A 22260-nucleotide genomic window follows, 5' to 3' on the forward strand; every position below is an offset into this window, starting at 1 on the left:
TAATACCAAATAAAAATAAGGCATAGTAAGTTTATAACCTATTTTAGTAGTTTCATTAAAAAAACTTAAATTATCTACAATTAAACCAAAAATAAAAGCTAAAAGAGCTGTAGAAAAAGATGATATTAAAGCTGTTAATATTTTTATATATAAATTATGAACAATTTTTGCATCTTTGCTTATATCTTCAAAAACTTCATCAATATTGCCAAGCTCATCTATAGATTTACTGCATGCTTCTTCATATTTCATTCCATTTTTTACATAATGCTGAACTTTGGAATTTAACATATCTTTTATTTCATCTAATTGCTCAAGAACTTCTTTAGTATTAGGATATTTCTTTTTAATATTTTTATAAAACTCATTAATATTCATCATCATTTCCTATTAATATTTTTATCAGAATTTTTAAAAAATTGATAAAATAAAAACACAGTAAAAGGCCAAGATAAAAAGTATATAATAACAAATACAAACCAAATATGATGCGGACTAAAAAACATATTAAATATAAATACCGCTATAGATATAATAACAAAACCTATTATAGAATATTTTAAATTTATCTTATAATCACTATAAGTATATTCTACTGTTTCGTATATATTACGCATATTAATAAATTGTATAACTATGAGTAAAAAAATACTAATTATTCCAGAAATAATAAAAAATATACTAGCAATCAATGAATTATTTATATAAGAAAAAAATGATATATTATTATTTTTTAAAGATATAAAGCATAATAATAAACTTAAAAATGCCACAATAAAAATATCAATAATACCAACAAATAAATATAATCTGTATTTATTAACTATTTTTGTATCCTTTGATAATTCCTCAAGAAGTGAATCTACATCTCCGAAAGATTTAAGAGCCTTTTTAAAAGCTTCTTCTTTAGAATCATTTACATATTCTTCGCTTTTCATATATAAATAATTTCTAAGCTCTTCAATTTGATCTCTAATTTTTTGAGTATTAGGGTATTTATTTTTTAATTCATTACAAAAATCATCTATCATAATATTTTCTCATAATATTTTATATATCTACAATATCTATTCAATATCAAGAAGTTTATCTATTATCTTTTTAGTAAACAGCCATATTTCTCTTTCTTCCTGCAAAAACTTTTTACCTTCTTCAGTAATTTTATAATATTTTCTTCTTCCGCCCTGACTTTCATCACCCCAATAACTTTCTATTAGCTTTTTGCCTTCAAGTCTTCTTATAGCACTGTATAAAGTCTGACCGTTAATCTCGTATTCTCCATTAGTTTTATCAGTAATTAATTTAGAAAGTTCATAACCATAAGAATCATTATCTTTCAAAAAATGCAGAACAACAGCATCTATATGACCTCGTATTATATCGCTTTCTATATACATTAATACTAACCCTAAACTAATTATAATTTATTTTTTTAAAGTAAGATAAATATGCAATTTTGTCAATAACCAAAAAAAATAATTTATACTTGTTTCAAAACATTAGCTGATAAAATGATATGTAAAATTATTATAATTTTTTAATTATAAATATAATATGTGGCATATACTGAAATTTTTAAGTTTGTCAACTGATACACTTTATATAAATGTTATCAACTTTTTTGCCGCACAAAAAAGTTGCTGCCTACGGCACGCAGAGCGAAAAACGCAAATATTACAACCTTATATTATTAGAATATGTATTAAAGATGGTGTAATACCTTAGTTTTAGGTTAAAAATGCAGTTGTTCGCGAAGCGTATCCGAGCTTGTCGAGGATATAAGGTTCTTTTATACCAATAAAAGAACTGGGGTGCGGGGCAAAGCCCTGCAAATATTTTAAATTTAAAAAATTATTTTTGACAAAATATAGTTGTGTAGGTATAAAAACAAGCCTATTATTATTTATCAGCGTATCTGAAAGTATTAACGGCAAGCATCAAAGCAATTATTAAACATACTAAAAGTACAGCTATTCCAATAAAATATGCATGAAAATCAAAATAAAAAGCACCTCTAAATGCATTCAAAAAATACTGAAAAATATTTAATTTGCTTAAAATTTTCACTATATTTGGAGCATTGTATAAAGAATAATATCCGTCACTCAAAAACATAGAAGCCATCAAAATAATATTATATAATATGCTCGCAGTTTCATTATTTTTAACCAAGCTAGAAACAAAGAAGCTTATAAATATATAAAGTAAAGAAGCCAATATAATTACAGGCAAAAATAAAAGTATAGAAGCAAAAGAAAATTCCAATTTAAAAAATAAAGCACATACAAAAAATACAAATAAACAGCTTATAATAGATATTATCACCCAAGCACATGATAAACTTATAATATATTTGTATAAAGGAAGAGGCGTTACTTTAAGAAGGTTATAAACCCCTCTCCTTCTCTGACTAAGCACATTAAAACTTGTAGTCATAAAGGAATAGGCAAGCACACTCACACAGCTCATAGCGGTAAGTATATGCACGGTATAGCTTTCCATTTTGAAAAAAAGTCCCAATGATATAACTATCACCAAAGGAAAGAATATAGACCAAAATATAAGAAAAGGATCTCTTATAGCTTTTTTCATTGTGAGTTTAAATATCGTTTTCATAATAATTTTTTAATATATATTTATAATTTTTTGTTGTTCTTTTTCCCGCCGCAAAAAGTTGCAAAAAGTGCAAATATAAAATTAGTGCTAAATCATACTAAAATTGTCTTACATGTAAAATAATTTATTACATTTAAGTTCAAATATAGCCTTTTTGCTTCTTTGTGGCAACAAAAGAAGTGGGGGTGTGGGGGCTAGTCCCCACAAATAATAAAAATAATAAAATAATTTTTGACAAAATATATTTGTTTCAGTATATACTAAAATTAATAATTAGTAATATGCAGGTAAAGTTTCTCCAAACTGTCAAAATTATATTTATTTAAAAGTTCCTCTTTGCTGCCGCTTTCTAATATCTCCCCTTTATATAAAAATACTATTTTACTCGCAAGGTCCTCAACTTCCTCTAAATCATGAGAAGTAAAAAGTATAGTTTTATTATTTTTAGCAAGCTCTAATAACATGTTTTTAACATTATACCTTTCTCTAGGATCCAAACTAGCAGTAGGCTCATCAAATATAAGTAAGTCTGGATTTTGCATAGTAGCTATCATTATAGCAAGTTTTTTCTGTTCACCTCCCGAAAGTTTTATAGCTGGAGTTTTTGGATTAAGTCCGTATTTTTTTGTAATGCTTTCTATTTCTTCATTACTCATATTCATGTCATAAAGGGCTGAAAACATTAATATATTATCCCTTACACTGTAGCCCTCAAAAAACGGTGTGGATTGAAGCTGAACTCCTATATGCTTTTTATAATTATCTATATTTATTTTTAATTCGCCTTTATCAGCTTTTAATATTCCTAATAATATATTGATTAATGTTGTTTTGCCTGAACCATTAGGGCCTACAAGTGCTATTATTTCACCTTTATTTATATCAAAATTAACATTTTTCAAAATAACATTATTATTAAATTTCTTTTCTATATTTCTAGCACTAATCAATATTTCCATTATAACCAACTCAATATATTATAATATATACAAAAAATTTTTAAGTTTATCAATTTTTTGTTGTTCTTTTTCCCGCCGCAAAAAGAACCAAAAAGTGCAAAAGAATTTTTTTCTAACCGTAGGCATACTTATATGTAGCAAGAAAAAAGTGGGGCTACCAACACAATTTACTACAGTTGCGGTAAAGTCCCAAATGTAAAAACAAAAATATAGCTATTTAAGTATAAACCCGCTGCATTAATAAAATTAACACAGCAGGCATACTAATTTACTATAAACTATTATAATAAATTAATTGTTAGTTGTAGTTGTTACGTTAACGCAGCAAGAACAACAACAAGAACAGCAACATCCTCCAGGAGTCAATACAACAGATTGGCTTTTTAGAGAACATGTTGTTCGTACTTTAGAAGAATATTTAATCATATAACAACTCCTTTTGATGTTTTTATATTAAATTTTCTATATATAAAATATATAAAAAAATTAATACCAATAATTAAATTTTATGAATATTTGCTAATATTTTCAAATTGCCCAAAATAATAAAGCGTAAAAGATATATTGGCAAATACAGAAGGAATCAAACTTCCGCTATACTCAAATGTGAGAGCATTAATAGTTATAACAACAAAACAAGCTATAGTAAATATTAATGCCTGTTTTATGCTATTTACTCTCAAAATTTCCTCTAATGAAAATAACATACTTACTATGAAAATAGTAAAAAATATACTGTAATTACTAAACAGAATTTTTACAGCTGAATATATCACTCCGTTAAAGAATAAGCATTTGATTATACTTGCAAACATTATTAAAGTCCATTTAGGATTACTTCTTGAAGAATAAAGCATATCCACAGAAGGAACTAATAATATATTATTAAATATTGTATTTACTCTTATATCTTTATTGATTAAACTTATTATACTCATAATCAGTTCAAAAGCAGATATAACAGCAAAAATATTTATAAAAATATAAATTATATATTTTCTTTCTATATACAAATATAATAAAATATTTTGTTTTTGTATAACACTTATTATAACAGCAAAAATAATCATTAAAAGCCAATATATATAAGTGCTTACATAAACATACATCTCATTATATTCAAGCCTGCTATGATTCATTAATTTAAAACAAATATTATTAATGATATTAGTACGTTCTGAAAACTTGATTATAATACCCAATATAAAAGATACGGCTATATATGGTAAAAGATTTAAAAATATCAATTTAATGCCTCTCTTTTATTTCTTCTAAATGATAATATATATAAAATAAAGTTCTGTAAGAAATGAGTAATTACAGGTGCTATTATACTAAAAGAAGAATATACAAATAATAAAGAATATATAATTCCTACAATGAATTTCTGAAATACAGCATTAGCTCCGAAATATATATGATTAATAGAGTATATAAATGCTGAAAGTATAATCACAATATAAATATTAATGCCAAATACATTATAAGTAATATTAAAAAATACCTGTCTGAAAATAATCTCTTCGCATAAAGCCCCTATAAATATAACGATAATATCAAATAATATATTCTTTTTTTCTATTATTTCATGAACTTCTATATTTTTTATCCAGAATCTATATTTAAAAAAATGAATGAGCATTGCCTCAAATATTTCTATGCCTATACATACAAAAGACATAATAAAAGCTAAAATCACAAAATAAATACTAATATTATAATTAATGCTTCCAATATACCCAGTAAAAAACACTATTATCACAAATAAAAGATAACTTAAACTATTTGGAAGTATAGTATTAATTCTGCCCAAATTTAATTTATAAAATATTCCAATCAAAGAAGTAGGAAAAGAAATAGCCAAGAGTACAAGAAAAGCACTAAGGTAATGGGTGTGGAAATTCATAATTTGAAATTCCTCCATTATCAATGATTCTAGGATGCTTACTATAAGGGAAAGCAGGCATTGACATTTGAACAAGCTCCGGAACATATACACGCATCACATGCAAATCTTTATCAGATATTTCTGAAGGCGTAATATCCAAATAAACTGCATATTTTGATACATTATAAAGCCCTTTAAGTAAATATTCCAAATCTGATTCAGTATTTACTTCAAGATTTTTATATTTCTTTAATTCTATTTTCTCCTGAACTTTGCTGTTAATGAATTTTAAATTTTTATCTTTATTCTCAGCATCAGCCCAATAATTAACATTGCTGTCAAGATTAAGATAATTTTTTGGAGATACAGTTTCCAAATAATCGGCAGGCATTGATAAGGGGCCGTTAATATTTAATGTAAGTATAGCCAAAGCCTCCATAAAAGCTCTGTATATCACTTTTCTAGATTAAGCCCTGAAGAAGCACCTACAACAATATAAGGAGATTTTTCATTTTTATTTTCAAGCATAACAGTAAATACATAGCCCAATTTTTTGTCAACTGTATAATCAAAAACTCTCACATTATAATCAATATCTTTCAAAATACTATTCATAACTTCATTAAGAATATCATCATCAATAATAATTTCTTTAACTTTACTGTCAGTATACCATTTTATCATGCAGCTGTCGCATTCTATAATTTCAGTTATAGCAGATTTCAAAGCAAGAGGAATACTTTTATGACTTGCACTTCCCTTTGAAAATCCGCCTATAAATATTTTTTCTTTTTTATCTCTTCTAATAATATGCGATAAAAAGAAATTCTGTGCCGGTACATAATATTCTTTTTCTTTATCAAACAAAGAAGGAAGAAGCACCCAAGACAATATATCATCTTCTGTAATATTTTCTAAAATTCCTATGCTGTTTAATTTATTACAATCTTCATCGCTATATATTTTTACATATTCAAAAGGTATTATATTATCAGAATACTTTTCTTTTAATTGATTATATGAAGCATATTTTAATTTTTCTTCAAAGTATAAATTTGCTGTAAATAATGCATATCTCTCAATGCCTTCACCCAATAATCTAATAATAGCCTCATCTCTATAAATACCATAGCCTGAAAGATGATAATTAACTTCAGCATTATCGCCTAATAATATTTTATGATAATCAGGAAGCATTGCCGTACATGTATTAATATTTTCAGCAATAACAGAATTAGCCTGCATTATGATAAGAGAATCCATAATACCTGTTTGATGTCCGCAAATAGAATTGTATTTATTTAATATATTTTTATGGCTTGGGTAATATTTAATCATATATTTTCATCTCTTTATTTAATCACTCAATAATTACTTTAATATAACTTTGCTTGAAAAATTTTCTATTATCTCCTTTGAAGAAGTGTACATTTCATTATATTTAGCCTTACTTACATTACCGCATGCAGGACAGAAAGGTACTCTTAGTAAATCCTGAATTTGAATCTCCAACAAAGGTATATAAACATTTATAACACGTCCTGCAAGTTTGCATTTACCTATAGTAGCAAATAAAAATGCCTCATACAATGCAAGAGAAGTAAATGTCTGCAAAATAGGCGTTATATATGTTCTTTTACCGTTTGATTTGAAATTCATAGTCTGCTTCACAAATTTATTATAAACTGATAAACTTTCATTTCTAGAAATCACCCTATTTTCAAAGCATTCATAACATCCGGTTTCTTTGCCTTTTATTGTGGTAATATTCAAAAAAGGTCCGTCTAATATTGATATAACTATTGGTATAGATTTATCAAGTAAAAGCCTGTTTATATTTCTAAGTAAATTTAATCTTGGCTTCTCAGCACTTACAACAACACATGATATATCATCAAATAATTTTATTAATTCTTTATGTTTTTCAATATTTTCAATAGCATCTGTTGTATCTGTGAGATTTGCTTTTTCTAGTTTTTTTATATCATCAGCATTCATCATAATAACATTCATATACAAATCTTCAGAAGTCAATCTAGCATACTCTTTTAATCTGTCATTATCTGTAATGAACATTATTTTATTTTTCTGAACCTTGCTTTCATCTGGTATATCATAAAAATATTCTCCTATAAACTCATAAACTGTATTAAGCATATTATTTTTTTTGTCATCATACTCTAAAAATCTATTGCCTATAAGAGAAGAGATAAGCTCATTTAAAAAATTACTGTCTTTATCATTAAGAGAAAATTTCTTTACTATATCATCAAAAGAAATCAATTTATCATCAAAAAGTTCTTTAGCTATGAATATTAAAGCTTCTTTTATACTGTCATTTAAATCACTAAGCTCTAAAGAAGCCTCTTCAAAATTCCATATTCCCTTTCTAAATCTAATTTCATCATCAGAATTAAAGAAAATACTCACATTATCATAAAGTTTAATATTTTTTTTAGCCATTTTATTAACCTATTATTTTCTATATATGTTTCTCATACCATAAATTTAATTATTTTATTTTGAAAGTAAAGTCAAATGCACAACATGATTGGTATTACCATCAATATTAAGTAAATCCTCGGATAAAGTTTTATTAAATCCCCCAATATCGCATGCCAAAATACCGCTTGCCGCTGCAGTAAGCTGTATATTTTGAGCAATCTCACCCGTTTCTATCAAAGCAAATTGAAGTCCCATATCTCCGTACTTCCTTGAGTTTTCATATATACTATACACATAATAAATAGATAATGCCGTTTTTCTTAAATCTATACCGCCGCCAAAAACATTATTATTATAATAGTTTTCTAAATCCTCATCATTGAATAATTTTATTTTTTCAAGAGAATGAGTAAAAGGCATGTATTTATATATACCTTTATCAAGATTATTTATATTGAGTGCCGCTATATAAAGATATACAGGGTAAAGTCCTCCGCCTGAAGGAGCTGTTCTTAACTTTGATATATATTTATCTGAAAAAGTTATTGTACCATATTCATTTTTATTTAAATTAAAATCGAAATCTCCTGAAATTCCATCTCCATAATAAAGTAAATTGGATAAATCAACCATTGTTAATGGCTTTCCTTTGAAATCTCTTCTGCTTCTTCTTGATCTTATTACAGAGCCTATAGGAGCATTAATATTTTTATAAGGCGGAAGTTTAACGGCATTTCCTTTTTTATGAACTTCTTCCTCTAATAATACTCTATTACTTAAAGCAGCATCTATTGGAAATGATGAATAGCCTACAACATCAAGCATTGTAGATAAATCTATTGATGATTTTTTAGAGTTTAAAAGATATTCTTCACTGATATTTCTGTTTACTTCCGAATGCATTGAAGCTCTGTATGATGATTCAGAAGTTTTTATTCCTATAGTATCGGCATACATAGAAACAGGTATATTCGAAGAAAAATTTACTACACTAAAAAGCAATGGAATCTCTTTAGCTTCCAATTCCTCTCTCGATACTTCTATTTTTTTTAATTTATTTTTTAAATTTTTATCTTTCGCTTTCATATCAACAACTATCTAAATATATTTTTATAAACAGTAAATAATTAATTTAGTCAAAAATATCAAATTATCATTATTTTAAAATAAATAAGTAATAATAAAATACAACATAATATATTTTATAGTTTTATATAATTACAATAATATCAATTAAATGTATTATAAAATTATAAAAAATGTGATTTACAAAACTTTTTTGTATAAAAATTAATTAAAAAAATATATACAAAAAAATTTCTTTATTAAATAATTATCATTACAAAAACTTGACAAGTAAATAACAGTTAATATACTTGAATTTATATAGTATTTTTTTCAATATAGGGGGATAATAGTATGGAAATTTTTAATTATATGGAAAAATACAATTATGAAGAATTGGTATTTTTTAATGACAGCAAAACAGGACTTAAAGCTATTACCTGCATTCACTCCACAAAATTAGGGCCTTCTCTTGGAGGTACAAGACTTTGGAATTACAATAATGAAAATGAAGCTATAGAAGATGTTTTGAGGCTTGCAAGAGGAATGTCTTTAAAATCTGCATGTGCCGGACTTGATTTAGGCGGCGGAAAAACTGTAATAATGGCCGATCCTAAAAAAGTTAAAGGAAATGAACTTTTCTGGAGATCTTATGGAAGATTTATAGAATCTTTAAACGGAAGATATATCACTGCTGAAGATGTAAACACAAGTACTGAAGAAATGGAATATGTTGCTAAAGAAACTAATTTCGTTGCAGGACTAAGAAGCAAATCCGGAGACCCTTCTCCTATGACTGCTTATGGTGTTTATATGGCTATAAAAGCAAGTGCTTTAAAAGCTTTTGGAACTGATAATTTAGGCGGCAAAAAAATATCCATTCAGGGACTTGGACATGTAGGTTTGGTATTATGCGATTATTTAGCTAAAGATAATGTACATTTATTCGTATCTGATATTGATAATGATAAAGTAAAAAAGGTTGTTGAACTCTATAAAGCTAAAGAAGTTGATGTTAATTCTATATATGAACAAGATGTGGATATATTCGCTCCTTGCGGACTAGGTGCTATAATAAATGATGAAACTATACCAAAATTAAAATGCAAAGTTATAGCAGGTTCGGCTAATAATGTTCTTAAAGAATCTCATCATGGAAGAATATTGAAAGAGAAAGGTATTGTTTATGCTCCTGATTATGTTGCAAATGCAGGAGGCGTTATCAATGTGGCTATGGAAAATCCTACCTATAATTACGAAGCTGCTAAAAGTGCTACAGAAAAAATATATAATAGAATATTAGAAATATTTGAAATATCCGATAGAGAAAATATTTCTACAAATGAAGCTGCAGATAAATTAGCTATGCAAAGAATAGAATCTATAGGAGAAATACATTCAAGATACATAAGAAGATAATTAAAAAATAGATAGCAATAATAATAGGCTTATTTAAAAAGTTTATTATTATTGCTATGCTCGCCTCAAAATACAAGCAATTTCTAAATTCCAATAATTTTATAATATAAAAAATATATACCTAAACAAATATATTTTGTCAATTTTGATATTTTTTTCAGATGTATTATCAACTTTTTTGACGCACAAAAAAGTTGCAAAAAACGCAAGTGCTATAACCTTCTATTATTCAATATGTATTAGATGTGTGGTAACATCTAAAATTTAGTTATACCTTGCCACAGGCACGCAGAGCAGTGTGGCCACCACAAACAATAAAATTGAAAAAATATATTTGTTTAGGTATACACTGCAATCTAAAATGAACTTTTTATCATAAAGTTATTATTTTCTTGCTTTTTATTTTTTTTTGATATTAGAATGACGATTCAATTAAAAACAAATAAGGATACCTCTATGAATACTATCAAAACTATGATAATTATGCTTATATTAGCAAGCCTTTTATATTCTTATAATTCAAAGGATATTAATAATTTCTACAATGCCTATTATTCATCAAGCTATAATATAAAAACTATAGAAAATAATAATTCACAAACTTATAAAAATATTTATTCTCTTATCAAAGCAAAAACTATGACTAATGATAAAGAAAAATATAATTACTTAAAAGAAGCTATAAATCAAAATAAAGATTATGAAAAATCTAATGATGCTGATTATTTGATAAGCGTATCTGAACTTATGAATTATATTGTTTATTATTCAGGACTTTCTGAAAAGATTTCTTTCGGATCAAAAAGCAAAGATATATACAAAAAAATATTAGAAACAGATGATAAAAACTTCTTTGCACTTCTTGGTACAGGTGTAGGATATATGCATGCTCCGGCAATAGCAGGCGGAAGCGATAAAAAAGCTTTTCAATATTTTAACGATGCTCTTGCAAATGCTAAAGAAAAATACCAGAAATATTTATCTTATGTTTGGATATCTCAGTATTATTTCAAAACAAAGGATGAAGAAAATTATCAGAAATATATTAACATGTGTAAAGAAATATATCCTAACGGCGAATTATTAAAAGAAGCTTTAGATAGAAACAACACAAAGAAAAAAACTTTATAATTATATATTATTTTTATTGACAAAATTTAAATATAGTTTATAATGAACAATGTTCAATATAAAGGCGTAAAGCAATGATATATTGAACATTTATTTTACTCAAATACTGAACAATGTTCAACATGAAGGCTAAATTATGAGAATATTATTTATATCTTTAGGTTTTTTATTTATGGGCATAGGTGTTATTGGTGTGGTAGTTCCTATACTCCCAACAGCACCTTTTTTGCTCTTATCAGGATTCTTTTTTGCTAAAGGATCTAAAAAATTTCATGATTGGTTTATATCAACTAATCTTTATAAAAAGCATTTAGAAAGTTTTGTTAAATCAAAAACTATGACTTTAAAATCTAAATTAACTATATTGATACCAGTTACTATTATGCTATCAATAGCATTCGTATTTATAAATCATCTGCATGCTAGAATAGCATTAGTTGTAGTTCTATTAATAAAATATGTATATTTCTTTGCTTATATAAAAACCACAAAAGAATACAGCGGCAGCATAGAAACAAATGTCGAATTGATAAAGAAAATTAATTATTTGGATACGGTTATGAAAATATATAAATATATTATTGTTATAAATATTATTTCATTGAGTTTATTTGATATTGCTTATACAGAAGAAGATAAAAAGAATAAATTTGTATCAGGGCTTGATAATAGATTTTTTCTATAGGACTTTACAGCAGTGCTGATACTATAAAAACAAGTGTTAATATAGAGTTTGGATTTAAATTATTTAAATTTAATAATTTTGAGATGAAAAGTTATACTTCAATAGTAGGTTCAAAAATATATGATGAAAATCCTGATATGTATCAATTAGGATTCATGCAGAAATTTACTTTTGGAAGTGCTGATGTATACACAGAGGAAATAAGTATAGGAAGATATGCTTTTACTTTTGTAAGTTTCGGATTTTTATCATTCGATCCGGATAGAAGCGGAAAGTTTTTATTTTCAACACCTATGTATTGGGAAGTAGGAGGAGGTGCCGGATTTAATATTAATGTAAGCAGACATGTTGCTATAATGTTAGAATTCGGCGGAGGTCTTCATGATGTATATGACGGAGCAAAACTTGGATACCCGAAAAAATTAAATACGGCAGGTTTTGGAAGAATTAGTATAGGAACTAGATACTATATTAACTAGTACAATTTAAGGAATTAGTATATGAACAATATTGTAACTTCAAAAGAAGAAATACTTAGAGTAAGCAGAGAACTTATAAAAAAAAGAGGGCTTAACTCAATAAATATGCGTTCTCTTGCAGAAGCATCTAATATAGCTGTTGGATCTATATACAATTATTTTAAATCCAAAGAGGAACTTACTATAGAAGTTATAGGAAGTGTATGGATGGATATATTTCACCCTTCAAATGTTTGCTTGGAATCTGATAGCTTTTTAGATATTGTTGATACTATTTATAAAAACTTGGAGAAAGGAAGTAAAAAATATCCTAGTTTTTTCTCTATGCATTCTACTATGATGTTTGGAAAAAATAAAAGCAAAGGTATCAATATGATGAATATGGTAAAAAAGCATATTAAAGAGGGATTATATAAAACTCTTATGAATGATAAAAAAGTAAGAGAAGATGCTTTCAATGATAATTTTACTGCTGATAAATTTATAGATACTATATTCTCATTTATTATAAGTTCTATGATTAATGCTGATTATGATGGTTCTATGATAAAAGAAATAATAAAAAGAACCATTTATTAATATATTAAAATAAAAAATAAAGGAAAGTTTATGATTAATAAAAGACTTATATCATTAATGGGAAATGCTAAAAAATACATAGCATGGCATGTGATAATACAGCTTGTGAATTTGGCTCTAAATATAACAGCTGTAATTTTCATGGCTGATATAATACAAAAAGCTTCACAAGGAAATGTATTAAAAGAAGATATATTAAAACTTGCTATTGCCATTTTTGTTATAATAATATTGAGATTCAGATTCAATATTTTAATGGCTAATATGTCATATCATGCTTCAGGAAGAGTAAAACAAACTTTAAGAGAAAAAATGTACTCAAAACTTCTAACACTTGGAAGCAGATATAAAGAAAAATTCTCTACAAGTGAAATAGTTCAGATATCTATGGAAGGCGTTGATCAATTAGAAACTTATTTCGGACGTTATCTTCCTCAGTTTTTCTATAGTATGATAGCTCCTATAGTGCTTTTTTGCGTACTTTCTACTATAAGCGTTAAGTCGGCTGTTATACTTTTGATATGTGTTCCTCTTATACCTATATCAATCATTGCTATAGTACAAATTGCTAAGAGAATATTAAAAAAATATTGGGGAAGTTATAGTGATTTAGGTGAAATATTTTTAGAAGATGTACAGGGACTTACAACTTTAAAAATATATAAAGCAGATGAAAAGAAAAATGAAGAAATGAATATAGAGGCTGAAAAATTTAGAATTGCTACTATGAATCTTCTTTTTATGCAGCTTAACTCTACTACTATAATGGACATAATAGCTTATGGCGGAGCTGCTTTAGGAGTAATAATATCTGTACTTGAATATATGAAAGGAAATATAAATTTAGCAGGCACATTCACTATAATAATGCTTTCTGCAGAATTTTTTATACCTTTAAGACTTTTAGGTTCTTTCTTCCATATAGCTATGAATGGAATATCAGCAAGCGATAAGATGTTTGAAATACTTGATATGAAAGAAGATGATAAAAGAGTAAATAATATAAATAAAGAAAATGAAGAGATTACTTTTAAAGATGTAAGTTTCGCATACAATAAAGATAAAACTATATTAAAAAATATTAATATGACTATAAAAGAAAAATCATTCGTTTCTATAGTAGGCGTTTCAGGTTCAGGAAAAAGCACTATAGCTGGACTCATATCTTTGAAAAATGAAAATTATAAAGGTTCAATAAAAATAGGAGATATAGAACTTGATACAATAAATAAAGATGATTTATACAAAAAAATAGTTGTTGTTGATCATAACAGTTATTTATTTGAAGGAACTGTATATGATAATTTAAAAATGGCAGGAAATGCTATAACAGAAAATCAAATGAATGAAGCATTAAAGAAAGTTGAGCTTTATGATTTTCTTCAAACTGAAAATGGACTTAATACTATAATAATGGAGAAAGCTGCTAATTTATCCGGAGGACAAAGACAGAGATTAGCTTTGGCTAGAGCAATACTTTTTAATGCTGATATATATATATTTGATGAAGCTACTTCTAATGTTGATGTTGAAAGTGAAGAAAGTATTATGCAGATTATAAGAGATATTGCCAAAGAAAAAACTGTTATATTAATATCCCATAGACTTTACAACTGTATACCTTCAGATCATATATATTTCTTAAAAGACGGAATAATAATGGAAGAAGGAACTCATAATAAATTGATGAGCTTAAATGGAGAGTATGCTAAAATTTACAATGAACAAAGCAATTTAGAAAGCATAACTAAAGGCGAAAGTTTAAGCATAGCCATTTAATTTTCATCATTAATAATTATAAAAAATAAATTTAATAGGAGTTTATAATGCGTAGAAGCGGTATAAGAATTATGGCGGAACTAATTGGATTAATTGCTCCGCTTATGCATGTTATGATATTAGCTATAACTACAGGAGTGTTAGGTTTTTTATGTGCTATATCTATAACTATATTTGGAGGATATGCCATATTAACATATTTAGGTTTGGATTCTCTATTTACAATAAAAACTATATTTGTAACTGTTTTAGTGCTTGCAGCTTTAAGAGGCATACTTCACTATATTGAACAGTTAAGCAATCATTATATAGCATTTAAATTACTTGCTTTAATAAGAGATAAAGTTTTTAAAGCTTTAAGAAAATTATCTCCTGCAAAACTTGAAGGAAGAGATAAAGGAAACTTAATAGCACTTATTACAAGCGATATAGAATTATTAGAAGTATTTTATGCCCATACTATTTCACCTATAGCTATAGGAATATTAACTTCTCTTATAATGACAATATTCATAGGAAGTTTTAATATCATACTGGGTGCTATTGCATTTTTGGGATATTTTACTATAGGTTTTATTATTCCTTATTTTTCATCTAAATTTGGGAAAAATGATGGAATGGCTTATAGAAATAATTTCGGAAAATTAAACAGTTATTTTCTTGACAGTTTATGGGGAATAAAAGAAATACTTCAATTCGGATATGGCGAAAAAAGAACACAAAATATAGAAAGCAAGACTGATGATTTGATGGATTTAAATAAAAAATTAAAAAAATATGAAGGTATAATATCAGGGCTTACAACTTCTGCTGTATCATTATTTACATTAGCTGTTCTTATTGTAAGTATAATGATATCAAAAGAATCAAATTTTGCTGCGATTATAATACCTACTATAGCAATGGCAAGCTCTTTCGGTCCTGTTATAGCATTGAGTAATTTGTCAAATAATTTATTTATGACATTAGCTAGCGGAGAGAGAGTACTCAATTTACTTGCTGAAAAGCCTATAGTAGAAGAAGTTTATGAAGGTAAAAAAGATATTTCTTTCAATGGTGTTGAATGCGAAGATGTATATTTCGATTATGAGGGCGAGAATATATTAAATGATTATAATTTAGAGATAGAGCCTAATAAAATAATAGGTATAAGCGGAAAAAGCGGAAGCGGAAAATCAACACTTCTTAAACTTTTTATGCGTTTCTGGGATATTAAAGAAGGAAGTATTAAAATATCAAATACTAATATAAAAGATATTAACACAGATAAATTAAGAGATATGGAAAGCTATGTAACTCAGGAAACTTCTATATTTAAAGATACTATAGAAAATAATATAAAAATAGCTGATAAAAATGCTACACATGAAGAAGTTGTAGAAGCATGCAAAAAAGCTTCATTACATGATTTTATTATGAGTCTTCCAAATGGTTATGATACAAATGTAGGAGAACTTGGAGATACTTTATCAGGCGGAGAAAAACAAAGAATAGGAATAGCAAGAAGTTTCTTACATAAAGCTCCTTTCATACTTCTTGATGAGCCTACAAGTAATCTTGATAGTTTGAATGAGGCTGTTATATTGAAGTCCATAAAAGATAATAGTGAAAACAGAACTGTTGTTTTAGTTTCACATAGACTTTCTACTCTCAATATAGCAGATAAAGTTTATAAAATGAAGACTGACAGAGTAAGTTAAAATTAAATTAAGTATATAATGAGAATCTATATATTAATAGATTTTCATTATATACATACCTTATCAAAATATAATCATATAAACTTATCTATAATATAAAAATACCTGTATATAATTCTATACCTAGAAATAACTATAACAAATAATATATACAATTATAATTACAGCTATATTTAAAAAATTAAAATATATTGAAAATAAAAATATTGATTAAATATAATAGAAATAAACTTATTTTTTAAATAAATGCATATATGGAACATTCATTATTTCAGCCAAAGCAAGAGCTGAAAAATTTGCTTCTTCTATATTATAATCTGCCCCATTATCTAATAATACTTTTATAACTTCTTCAGGCTGATTTTTGATGATAGCAGTATGCAATGGGCTAACTCCTCTTTCATTTATAGCATTAACATTTGCACCTTTTGCTATTAAAGCTGCAACTACTTCAGCATTATCTATCTGCACAGCAAGATGAAGACAGCTTATTTTATTATCTGCATAATTTACTTCTTCCTCTGTACTTTTTGATATAAGCTCCAATAATTTATTGATATGATCCTTCAAGTCAAAATTTTCATCATCTTTCTTTTTAATAATTTTAGAAAGCAAATCGTATAATTTGGATCTTTTATATAAATTAGTGTTAATTGGCATTAATTAAAACCCCTGAATTTAATATGCCAATATTATAATATAAAACTTGAAATTTTGCAATATAAAGCTCATAAGTATATGTGAAAAATTGATAAAATAAATTCATAAAAAGCAGATTTAGTATACTCTAATATACAAAATACTATATAAGTCTATCTATATATTTAGTTATACTATTTCCGGATGAAAAACTAGAAAATCTTTTTACTATATTACCATTTCTATCTATTAAGAATTTTGTGAAATTCCATTTTATATCTTTATTAAATAAATAATTGCTATTATTAATAAGATATGAATATAAAGGCTCTATATTATTTCCTTTAACATCTATTTTTTTAAATCTATCAAAAGTCGTATTATATTTCAATTTGCAGAAATTATCTATTTGTTCATCTGATTCAGGAGCCTGATTCAAAAATTGATTACAAGGAAAATCTAATATTTCAAAGCCTCTGCTATTATACATTTCATATATATTTTCTAAATCTTTGTATTGATTAGTGAAACCGCATCTAGTAGCAGTATTAACTATCAAAATGACTTTATTTTTATATTTTGCTAAAGACACATCATTGCCATTTATATCTTTAACATTGAAATCATATATGCTCATTTATTTTCTCTTTCTTTTTTCTTATATTCATTCCAGAGTTGATCCATTTCATCTAAAGACATATCTTCTAATTTCTTATTCATTTCATAAGCAGTTTTTTCAACATAATTAAATCTTTTTCTAAACTTTTCATTAACTTTAATAAGAGAGTTTACAGGATTAATCTTATTCATACGGGCAAAATCAAGAACAGTCATAATCAAATCGCCTATTTCTTCTTCCAAATGTTCCTTATCCTGCTCTTTATATGCTTCTTTTACTTCCAAAAGTTCCTCTTCTACTTTAGATAAAGAATCATCAATATGCTCATATTCAAATCCCACACTAGCTGCTTTTTTCATTAATTTGTAGGATTTTTCCATAATAGGAAGCGATTTAGGTATTCCGTCAAGCACACTTTTAAATTCATCTGCCACATCAATACCTTTCTCTTCTTTTTTTATTTTATCCCATTGCTTAAGTATACCCTGCACATCTTTTACATTACTATCACCAAATACATGAGGATGTCTTCTTATAAGTTTTTCATTAATACTTTTACAAACATCATCTATATTAAATTTATTTTCATCTTTTGCAAGCTCTGAAAAAAATACAACATGTAAAAGTACATCTCCAAGTTCTTCTTTAATATTTTCATAATCTTTATTGTTGATAGCCTCTACAAGTTCATAAGCCTCTTCTAAAAAACAAGGAATTAAACTACCAAAAGTCTGCACCTTATCCCAAGCACATCCATTTTCTCCTCTTAAAGTTTGTATTATAGATATAAGTTCTTCAAATGATTTCATTATTATGACTCTTTAACTAAGTTTTGATTTTTTTATTCTCATATAATTAATTCTTCTAGGTTCAAGTATAGCATTATATATTATAGCATTCTTTATATCCAATGAAGATAACATATGATTAACTTGTCTTTTATTTTCTGATGTTCTAATATTATTAAAATCACTGCTGACTGTTTCTTCTTTTATGGTATTAATTTGAGCCAATCTAGAATTATATTTTTCCTGCAGTTCTAATATTTCTCTGTCATTATTTGAAGTTTCATAACTACTAGTATACACTTCTTCTCTTTTTGTATTTTCTCTGAGAACTTCTTCATTATAATTCTTTAAATTTTTAATATTTCTTTGTAATTCTTTAAATATTTGTTCTTCATTTTTATTATTATTAAATCTTTTATTATTAACTTTTTTATTATTTTGAGTATAAGTTTTTTGTTTTGGTTTTTTATTTTGTTTATTTCCCTTTGTTGCTTTTTGAATCAAACTTACTATACCCCATATAACGGCTATTATTAAATATATAACTAATTCACTCATTTTGTACCTTTTATATTTTATTCTTTTGAATCATTATCTTCTTCATAATTATTATCATTTTCTTTTTTATCTTTATTTGCTCTACTATTTACAATTCTAGTTGTTATAGAATATACAGCCAGTAATATAAATCCAATAAGAAGCAGTAAATTTATATTAGACATAAAAACTCTCTTTTAAATAAAATATTTTATTAGTTTAATATAAATTTATATTAATTTCAAGTTATTTATAAAATTTAAATAATAAAAAAGGTGAAGTACTAATTAATAATACTTCACCTTTAATATTCATTTCAACTGGTTATTATTACCAAGTATCTAATGGGTCATCTTCTTCTCTATAAGTTTCTAAGTACATATCTGTTTTAGCCATTAATTGGTCGAAATAGATATAGTATTTACCATAAGAATCTTTAGGATCAACTTTAACATGTATACCCATAAAGCTAATACCTTGTTCAACTTGACCTCTGAATTCTTCTTGTCTTATATTAGCAGGAACCTGTACAGTAATATTTTTCCAACCCATAAAATTAAGTGCTTCATTACCAACAGATTGAGGTTTACCGTTTACATCATAAACATAGAAACTCATTCTGTTATTATGGTTACGTCCTGCTACCCAAACACTAAGTTCTTTAGTATAACCAGGTATTTTAACAGGTCTAGGAGGAGTAACAGAGAACCAAGGATAACCTGTTCTGAAGTACTCTACTTTAGCACCTAAAATATATTTATTATTTTCAGCACCTTCAGCTACAACATCAGCTGGACCGCCTTCACGACGAATAATACTAACTACACCATAATCTCTAGGCATAGAAGCTTGCCAAGTATTAGCAAATTCAAAATCATCTATTAAGTAATTAGTGATAGCTTCAGTTACAAAGTTATTACCATTTTCACCCTGATTTTGAGTAGTTTGCTCACCTGTTTGAGCCGCATCTTGGGCAAACAACAAGAATGCAACAGTTAGAATTAACATTGTTATCAAGATACTTAATCTTTTCATATTCATTCTTCTCCTTACTTATACATTATTGTTGCGCTTCTTGTGGCTGTTCTGTAGTAGTTCCAGCATTACCGCCGTCTTCACCTACTACTTTAGCTCCGCCTTCTGTATATTGTTCAGAAGATCTTCCACCAACTTCCTGACCTAATGTAGTTTCAATATCAGAACCGTCATAAGCTTCTCTGAATGTATCTGTTACTGTTTGGAAGTAATCCAATAAAACTACAAAGTTATCAGCTCTTTCCTCTGGTGATGACCAGAAACGGAAATTCATAAATCTTAAACCTTTAGCTCTAGGAACATAAGGCTCTTCTTGAGGAATGAAAGATGGTACTGCTGTACTCATATTTCTCCAACCTATATATCTTATAGATCCCAAAGGTAATGTATAAGTATAACCACGATAATCTTCAAATATCATTTCCATAGTATAGTCATAATTACCACCCCATACCCAAACGTCGAAAGTTTGAGCTTTACCTGGTATGATTTTTTGTACTGTTGGAACTAAGTCAAAGAAGTTATAAGATTTTCTGAAAAAAGAAACACTTACTGATAATGAATTAGTTGAATTATAACTTTGGTTACCCATACCATATGGTTTTGTAGCGAACAATCTCATGTTAGGATATTTCATTACAACACCATTTTCATTTGTTCTATCACCTCTAAACATAAAACGGCTAGCATTTGATATTGGTTGCCATTCGTCTAATGTTTCAAAGTTGTAAAGCAATCTAGTTTCCATGTAAACACTAGAAGTTTGTCCATAAACAGCAAATGAACATATGCTTATGAATAGACAAATGATTATGAGGTAGCGAGAAAAATCTCTCGTACTTCTATAGAATTTCATAGCGCACTCTCCTTAATATTTATAGCTAAGCAATTATATCCAATAACTTAGCACAATTATATTATAATCAACAAAAATTGTCAACTATAAAATATAAAATTCTAATATATTATATCGATATCATAACTATATAATTTTAGTCAATATTATTAAAATTTGATTAAAAATTATATTATGTTAATATGTAAGCAAAATTTATTAGAAAAAGACGGATAAATGAGATTAAATAAATATATAGCATCTTTAAATTTGGCTAGCAGAAGAGAAGCTGACAGACTTATTCAAAACGGAAAAGTTAAAGTTAATGGAATAGTGAATACTAATCCGGCTACTCAAGTTGATGAAAACGATAAAGTAGAGTGCAGTATAGAACAATATAAAGAAGATAAAATATATATAAAATTAAATAAGCCTAGAGGTTATGTTGTATCATCAAATAAAAACGAAGGAAAACCTATATACAACCTTATAAAAAATGATTTTGACAATATATATCCTGTTGGAAGATTGGATAAAGACAGCAGCGGACTTATACTTCTCACTAATGACGGAGTATTTGCTAAACAAATAATAGGAGAAAATACAAACTGTGAAAAAGAGTACTATGTAAGAGTAAATGACAGCGTACCTGACGGAGCTTTGAAAAAATTAGAATATGGTATTTCATTAGACGGACAAAAACTTAAGCCTGCTAAAGTAAAAAGAATAAATAAAAATTCATTTAATATAATCCTAACTGAAGGTAAGAATAGACAAATAAGAAGAATGTGCCAAAAAATAGGTTTTGAAGTTGTTATTCTTAAAAGACTTAGAATAGCTGAAATATTATTAGAAGATCTTAAAGAAGGAACTTTTAAACATTTAACTAAAGAAGAAATTAATTCGATACTAATAGATAAGTAAAAACGTTTTTTAGATATTTGACACATTAAATACTTTTTATTATAATATTAATGCAAAAAAAATATCATCTAAGGTTCCATTATGAAAAACAATAAGATATTATTAATTAAATTAATAGTTCCATTCGCTGTTTTTTTA

General features: G+C 26.5%; 22 protein-coding genes and 3 pseudogenes. 8 read left to right on the forward strand and 17 right to left on the reverse strand.

From position 1 onward, the window contains the following. From Q0K19_RS11150 to Q0K19_RS11200, 10 genes and pseudogenes are all read right to left on the reverse strand, one after another. A partial coding sequence (locus Q0K19_RS11150) for a permease prefix domain 1-containing protein (protein ID WP_297247939.1) occupies positions 1 to 378 on the reverse strand: 378 nt, incomplete at its 3' end. Positions 379 to 380: 2 nt separating this feature from the next. Next, positions 381 to 1031: a permease prefix domain 1-containing protein gene (locus Q0K19_RS11155; protein ID WP_297247941.1), complete on the reverse strand. Its 651-nt coding sequence runs from the start codon at positions 1029 to 1031 to the stop codon at positions 381 to 383. A 36-nt stretch (positions 1032 to 1067) separates the two neighbouring features. After that, positions 1068 to 1397, reverse strand: a complete 330-nt coding sequence (locus Q0K19_RS11160; protein ID WP_014488735.1) for a PadR family transcriptional regulator — start codon at positions 1395 to 1397, stop codon at positions 1068 to 1070. A 502-nt stretch (positions 1398 to 1899) separates the two neighbouring features. Continuing rightward, positions 1900 to 2592, reverse strand: a complete 693-nt coding sequence (locus Q0K19_RS11165; RefSeq protein WP_014488736.1) for an ABC transporter permease — start codon at positions 2590 to 2592, stop codon at positions 1900 to 1902. 290 nt (positions 2593 to 2882) lie between these two features. Beyond that, positions 2883 to 3575: an ABC transporter ATP-binding protein gene (locus Q0K19_RS11170; RefSeq protein WP_297247945.1), complete on the reverse strand. Its 693-nt coding sequence runs from the start codon at positions 3573 to 3575 to the stop codon at positions 2883 to 2885. Positions 3576 to 4081: 506 nt separating this feature from the next. Beyond that, the gene (locus tag Q0K19_RS11175; RefSeq protein ID WP_297247947.1) at positions 4082 to 4822 is read right to left on the reverse strand and encodes a hypothetical protein; all 741 of its coding nucleotides are present in this window, start codon (positions 4820 to 4822) and stop codon (positions 4082 to 4084) included. Next, positions 4819 to 5481 carry a type II CAAX endopeptidase family protein gene (locus tag Q0K19_RS11180; RefSeq protein ID WP_297247949.1) on the reverse strand — a complete coding sequence of 221 codons (663 nt, stop codon included), beginning with the start codon at positions 5479 to 5481 and terminating at the stop codon, positions 4819 to 4821. Before Q0K19_RS11180 ends, Q0K19_RS11175 begins: the two co-directional genes overlap by 4 nt. Beyond that, a pseudogene (locus tag Q0K19_RS11190) lies at positions 5456 to 6801 on the reverse strand (YcaO-like family protein). The gene Q0K19_RS11180 and the pseudogene Q0K19_RS11190 overlap by 26 nt, the downstream one beginning before the upstream one ends. 33 nt (positions 6802 to 6834) lie before the next feature. After that, entirely contained in the window at positions 6835 to 7926 is a 1092-nt protein-coding gene (locus tag Q0K19_RS11195; protein WP_297247955.1) for a streptolysin associated protein SagC, read from the reverse strand. A 54-nt stretch (positions 7927 to 7980) separates the two neighbouring features. Continuing rightward, positions 7981 to 8994, reverse strand: a complete 1014-nt coding sequence (locus tag Q0K19_RS11200) for a SagB/ThcOx family dehydrogenase (RefSeq protein ID WP_297247958.1) — start codon at positions 8992 to 8994, stop codon at positions 7981 to 7983. 333 nt (positions 8995 to 9327) lie between these two features. On the opposite strand from Q0K19_RS11200, the gene Q0K19_RS11205 reads away from it, so the two are divergent. The 7 genes and pseudogenes from Q0K19_RS11205 (at position 9328) to Q0K19_RS11235 (ending at position 16745) form a co-directional block, all read left to right on the forward strand. Beyond that, entirely contained in the window at positions 9328 to 10392 is a 1065-nt protein-coding gene (locus Q0K19_RS11205; RefSeq protein ID WP_297247960.1) for a Glu/Leu/Phe/Val dehydrogenase, read from the forward strand. Positions 10393 to 10857: 465 nt separating this feature from the next. After that, entirely contained in the window at positions 10858 to 11523 is a 666-nt protein-coding gene (locus tag Q0K19_RS11210) for a hypothetical protein (protein ID WP_297247990.1), read from the forward strand. A 136-nt stretch (positions 11524 to 11659) separates the two neighbouring features. Further along, a pseudogene (locus tag Q0K19_RS11215) lies at positions 11660 to 12019 on the forward strand (YbaN family protein); the annotation flags it as partial. A 63-nt stretch (positions 12020 to 12082) separates the two neighbouring features. After that, a pseudogene (locus Q0K19_RS11220) lies at positions 12083 to 12687 on the forward strand (hypothetical protein). A 21-nt stretch (positions 12688 to 12708) separates the two neighbouring features. Further along, the gene (locus Q0K19_RS11225) at positions 12709 to 13266 is read left to right on the forward strand and encodes a TetR/AcrR family transcriptional regulator (RefSeq protein ID WP_297247962.1); all 558 of its coding nucleotides are present in this window, start codon (positions 12709 to 12711) and stop codon (positions 13264 to 13266) included. 30 nt (positions 13267 to 13296) lie between these two features. Continuing rightward, positions 13297 to 15045, forward strand: a complete 1749-nt coding sequence (locus Q0K19_RS11230; RefSeq protein WP_297247964.1) for an ABC transporter ATP-binding protein/permease — start codon at positions 13297 to 13299, stop codon at positions 15043 to 15045. A 47-nt stretch (positions 15046 to 15092) separates the two neighbouring features. Further along, the gene (locus Q0K19_RS11235) at positions 15093 to 16745 is read left to right on the forward strand and encodes an amino acid ABC transporter ATP-binding/permease protein (protein ID WP_297247965.1); all 1653 of its coding nucleotides are present in this window, start codon (positions 15093 to 15095) and stop codon (positions 16743 to 16745) included. 231 nt (positions 16746 to 16976) lie between these two features. On the opposite strand, the gene Q0K19_RS11240 is transcribed toward Q0K19_RS11235, so the two are convergent. The 7 genes from Q0K19_RS11240 to Q0K19_RS11270 form a co-directional block, all read right to left on the reverse strand. Beyond that, complete coding sequence (locus tag Q0K19_RS11240; protein WP_297247967.1) at positions 16977 to 17405, reverse strand: ankyrin repeat domain-containing protein; 429 nt, start codon at positions 17403 to 17405, stop codon at positions 16977 to 16979. 142 nt (positions 17406 to 17547) lie between these two features. Continuing rightward, entirely contained in the window at positions 17548 to 18021 is a 474-nt protein-coding gene (locus Q0K19_RS11245; RefSeq protein WP_297247969.1) for a glutathione peroxidase, read from the reverse strand. Continuing rightward, positions 18018 to 18812, reverse strand: a complete 795-nt coding sequence (gene mazG, locus Q0K19_RS11250) for a nucleoside triphosphate pyrophosphohydrolase (protein WP_297247971.1) — start codon at positions 18810 to 18812, stop codon at positions 18018 to 18020. Before mazG ends, Q0K19_RS11245 begins: the two co-directional genes overlap by 4 nt. A 12-nt stretch (positions 18813 to 18824) precedes the next feature. Next, positions 18825 to 19349 (reverse strand): hypothetical protein, encoded by a 525-nt coding sequence (locus Q0K19_RS11255; RefSeq protein WP_297247973.1) that lies wholly within the window; start codon positions 19347 to 19349, stop codon positions 18825 to 18827. 17 nt (positions 19350 to 19366) lie between these two features. Further along, positions 19367 to 19513, reverse strand: a complete 147-nt coding sequence (locus tag Q0K19_RS11260) for a hypothetical protein (protein WP_167336121.1) — start codon at positions 19511 to 19513, stop codon at positions 19367 to 19369. A gap of 145 nt (positions 19514 to 19658) precedes the next feature. Beyond that, positions 19659 to 20363 carry a flagellar filament outer layer protein FlaA gene (locus tag Q0K19_RS11265; protein ID WP_297247976.1) on the reverse strand — a complete coding sequence of 235 codons (705 nt, stop codon included), beginning with the start codon at positions 20361 to 20363 and terminating at the stop codon, positions 19659 to 19661. A gap of 25 nt (positions 20364 to 20388) precedes the next feature. Further along, on the reverse strand, positions 20389 to 21111 hold the full coding sequence (locus tag Q0K19_RS11270) for a flagellar filament outer layer protein FlaA (protein ID WP_083997853.1): 723 nt from the start codon (positions 21109 to 21111) through the stop codon (positions 20389 to 20391). 324 nt (positions 21112 to 21435) lie between these two features. Between Q0K19_RS11270 and Q0K19_RS11275 the strand changes: the two genes are divergently transcribed. After that, a complete protein-coding gene (locus tag Q0K19_RS11275) occupies positions 21436 to 22122 on the forward strand; it encodes a pseudouridine synthase (RefSeq protein WP_297247978.1) in 687 nt (228 codons plus the stop codon). The last annotated feature ends 138 nt before the right edge of the window (positions 22123 to 22260 follow it).

Origin of the sequence: uncultured Brachyspira sp. (genome assembly GCF_944393015.1) — a bacterium.
Taxonomy (GTDB): domain Bacteria; phylum Spirochaetota; class Brachyspiria; order Brachyspirales; family Brachyspiraceae; genus Brachyspira.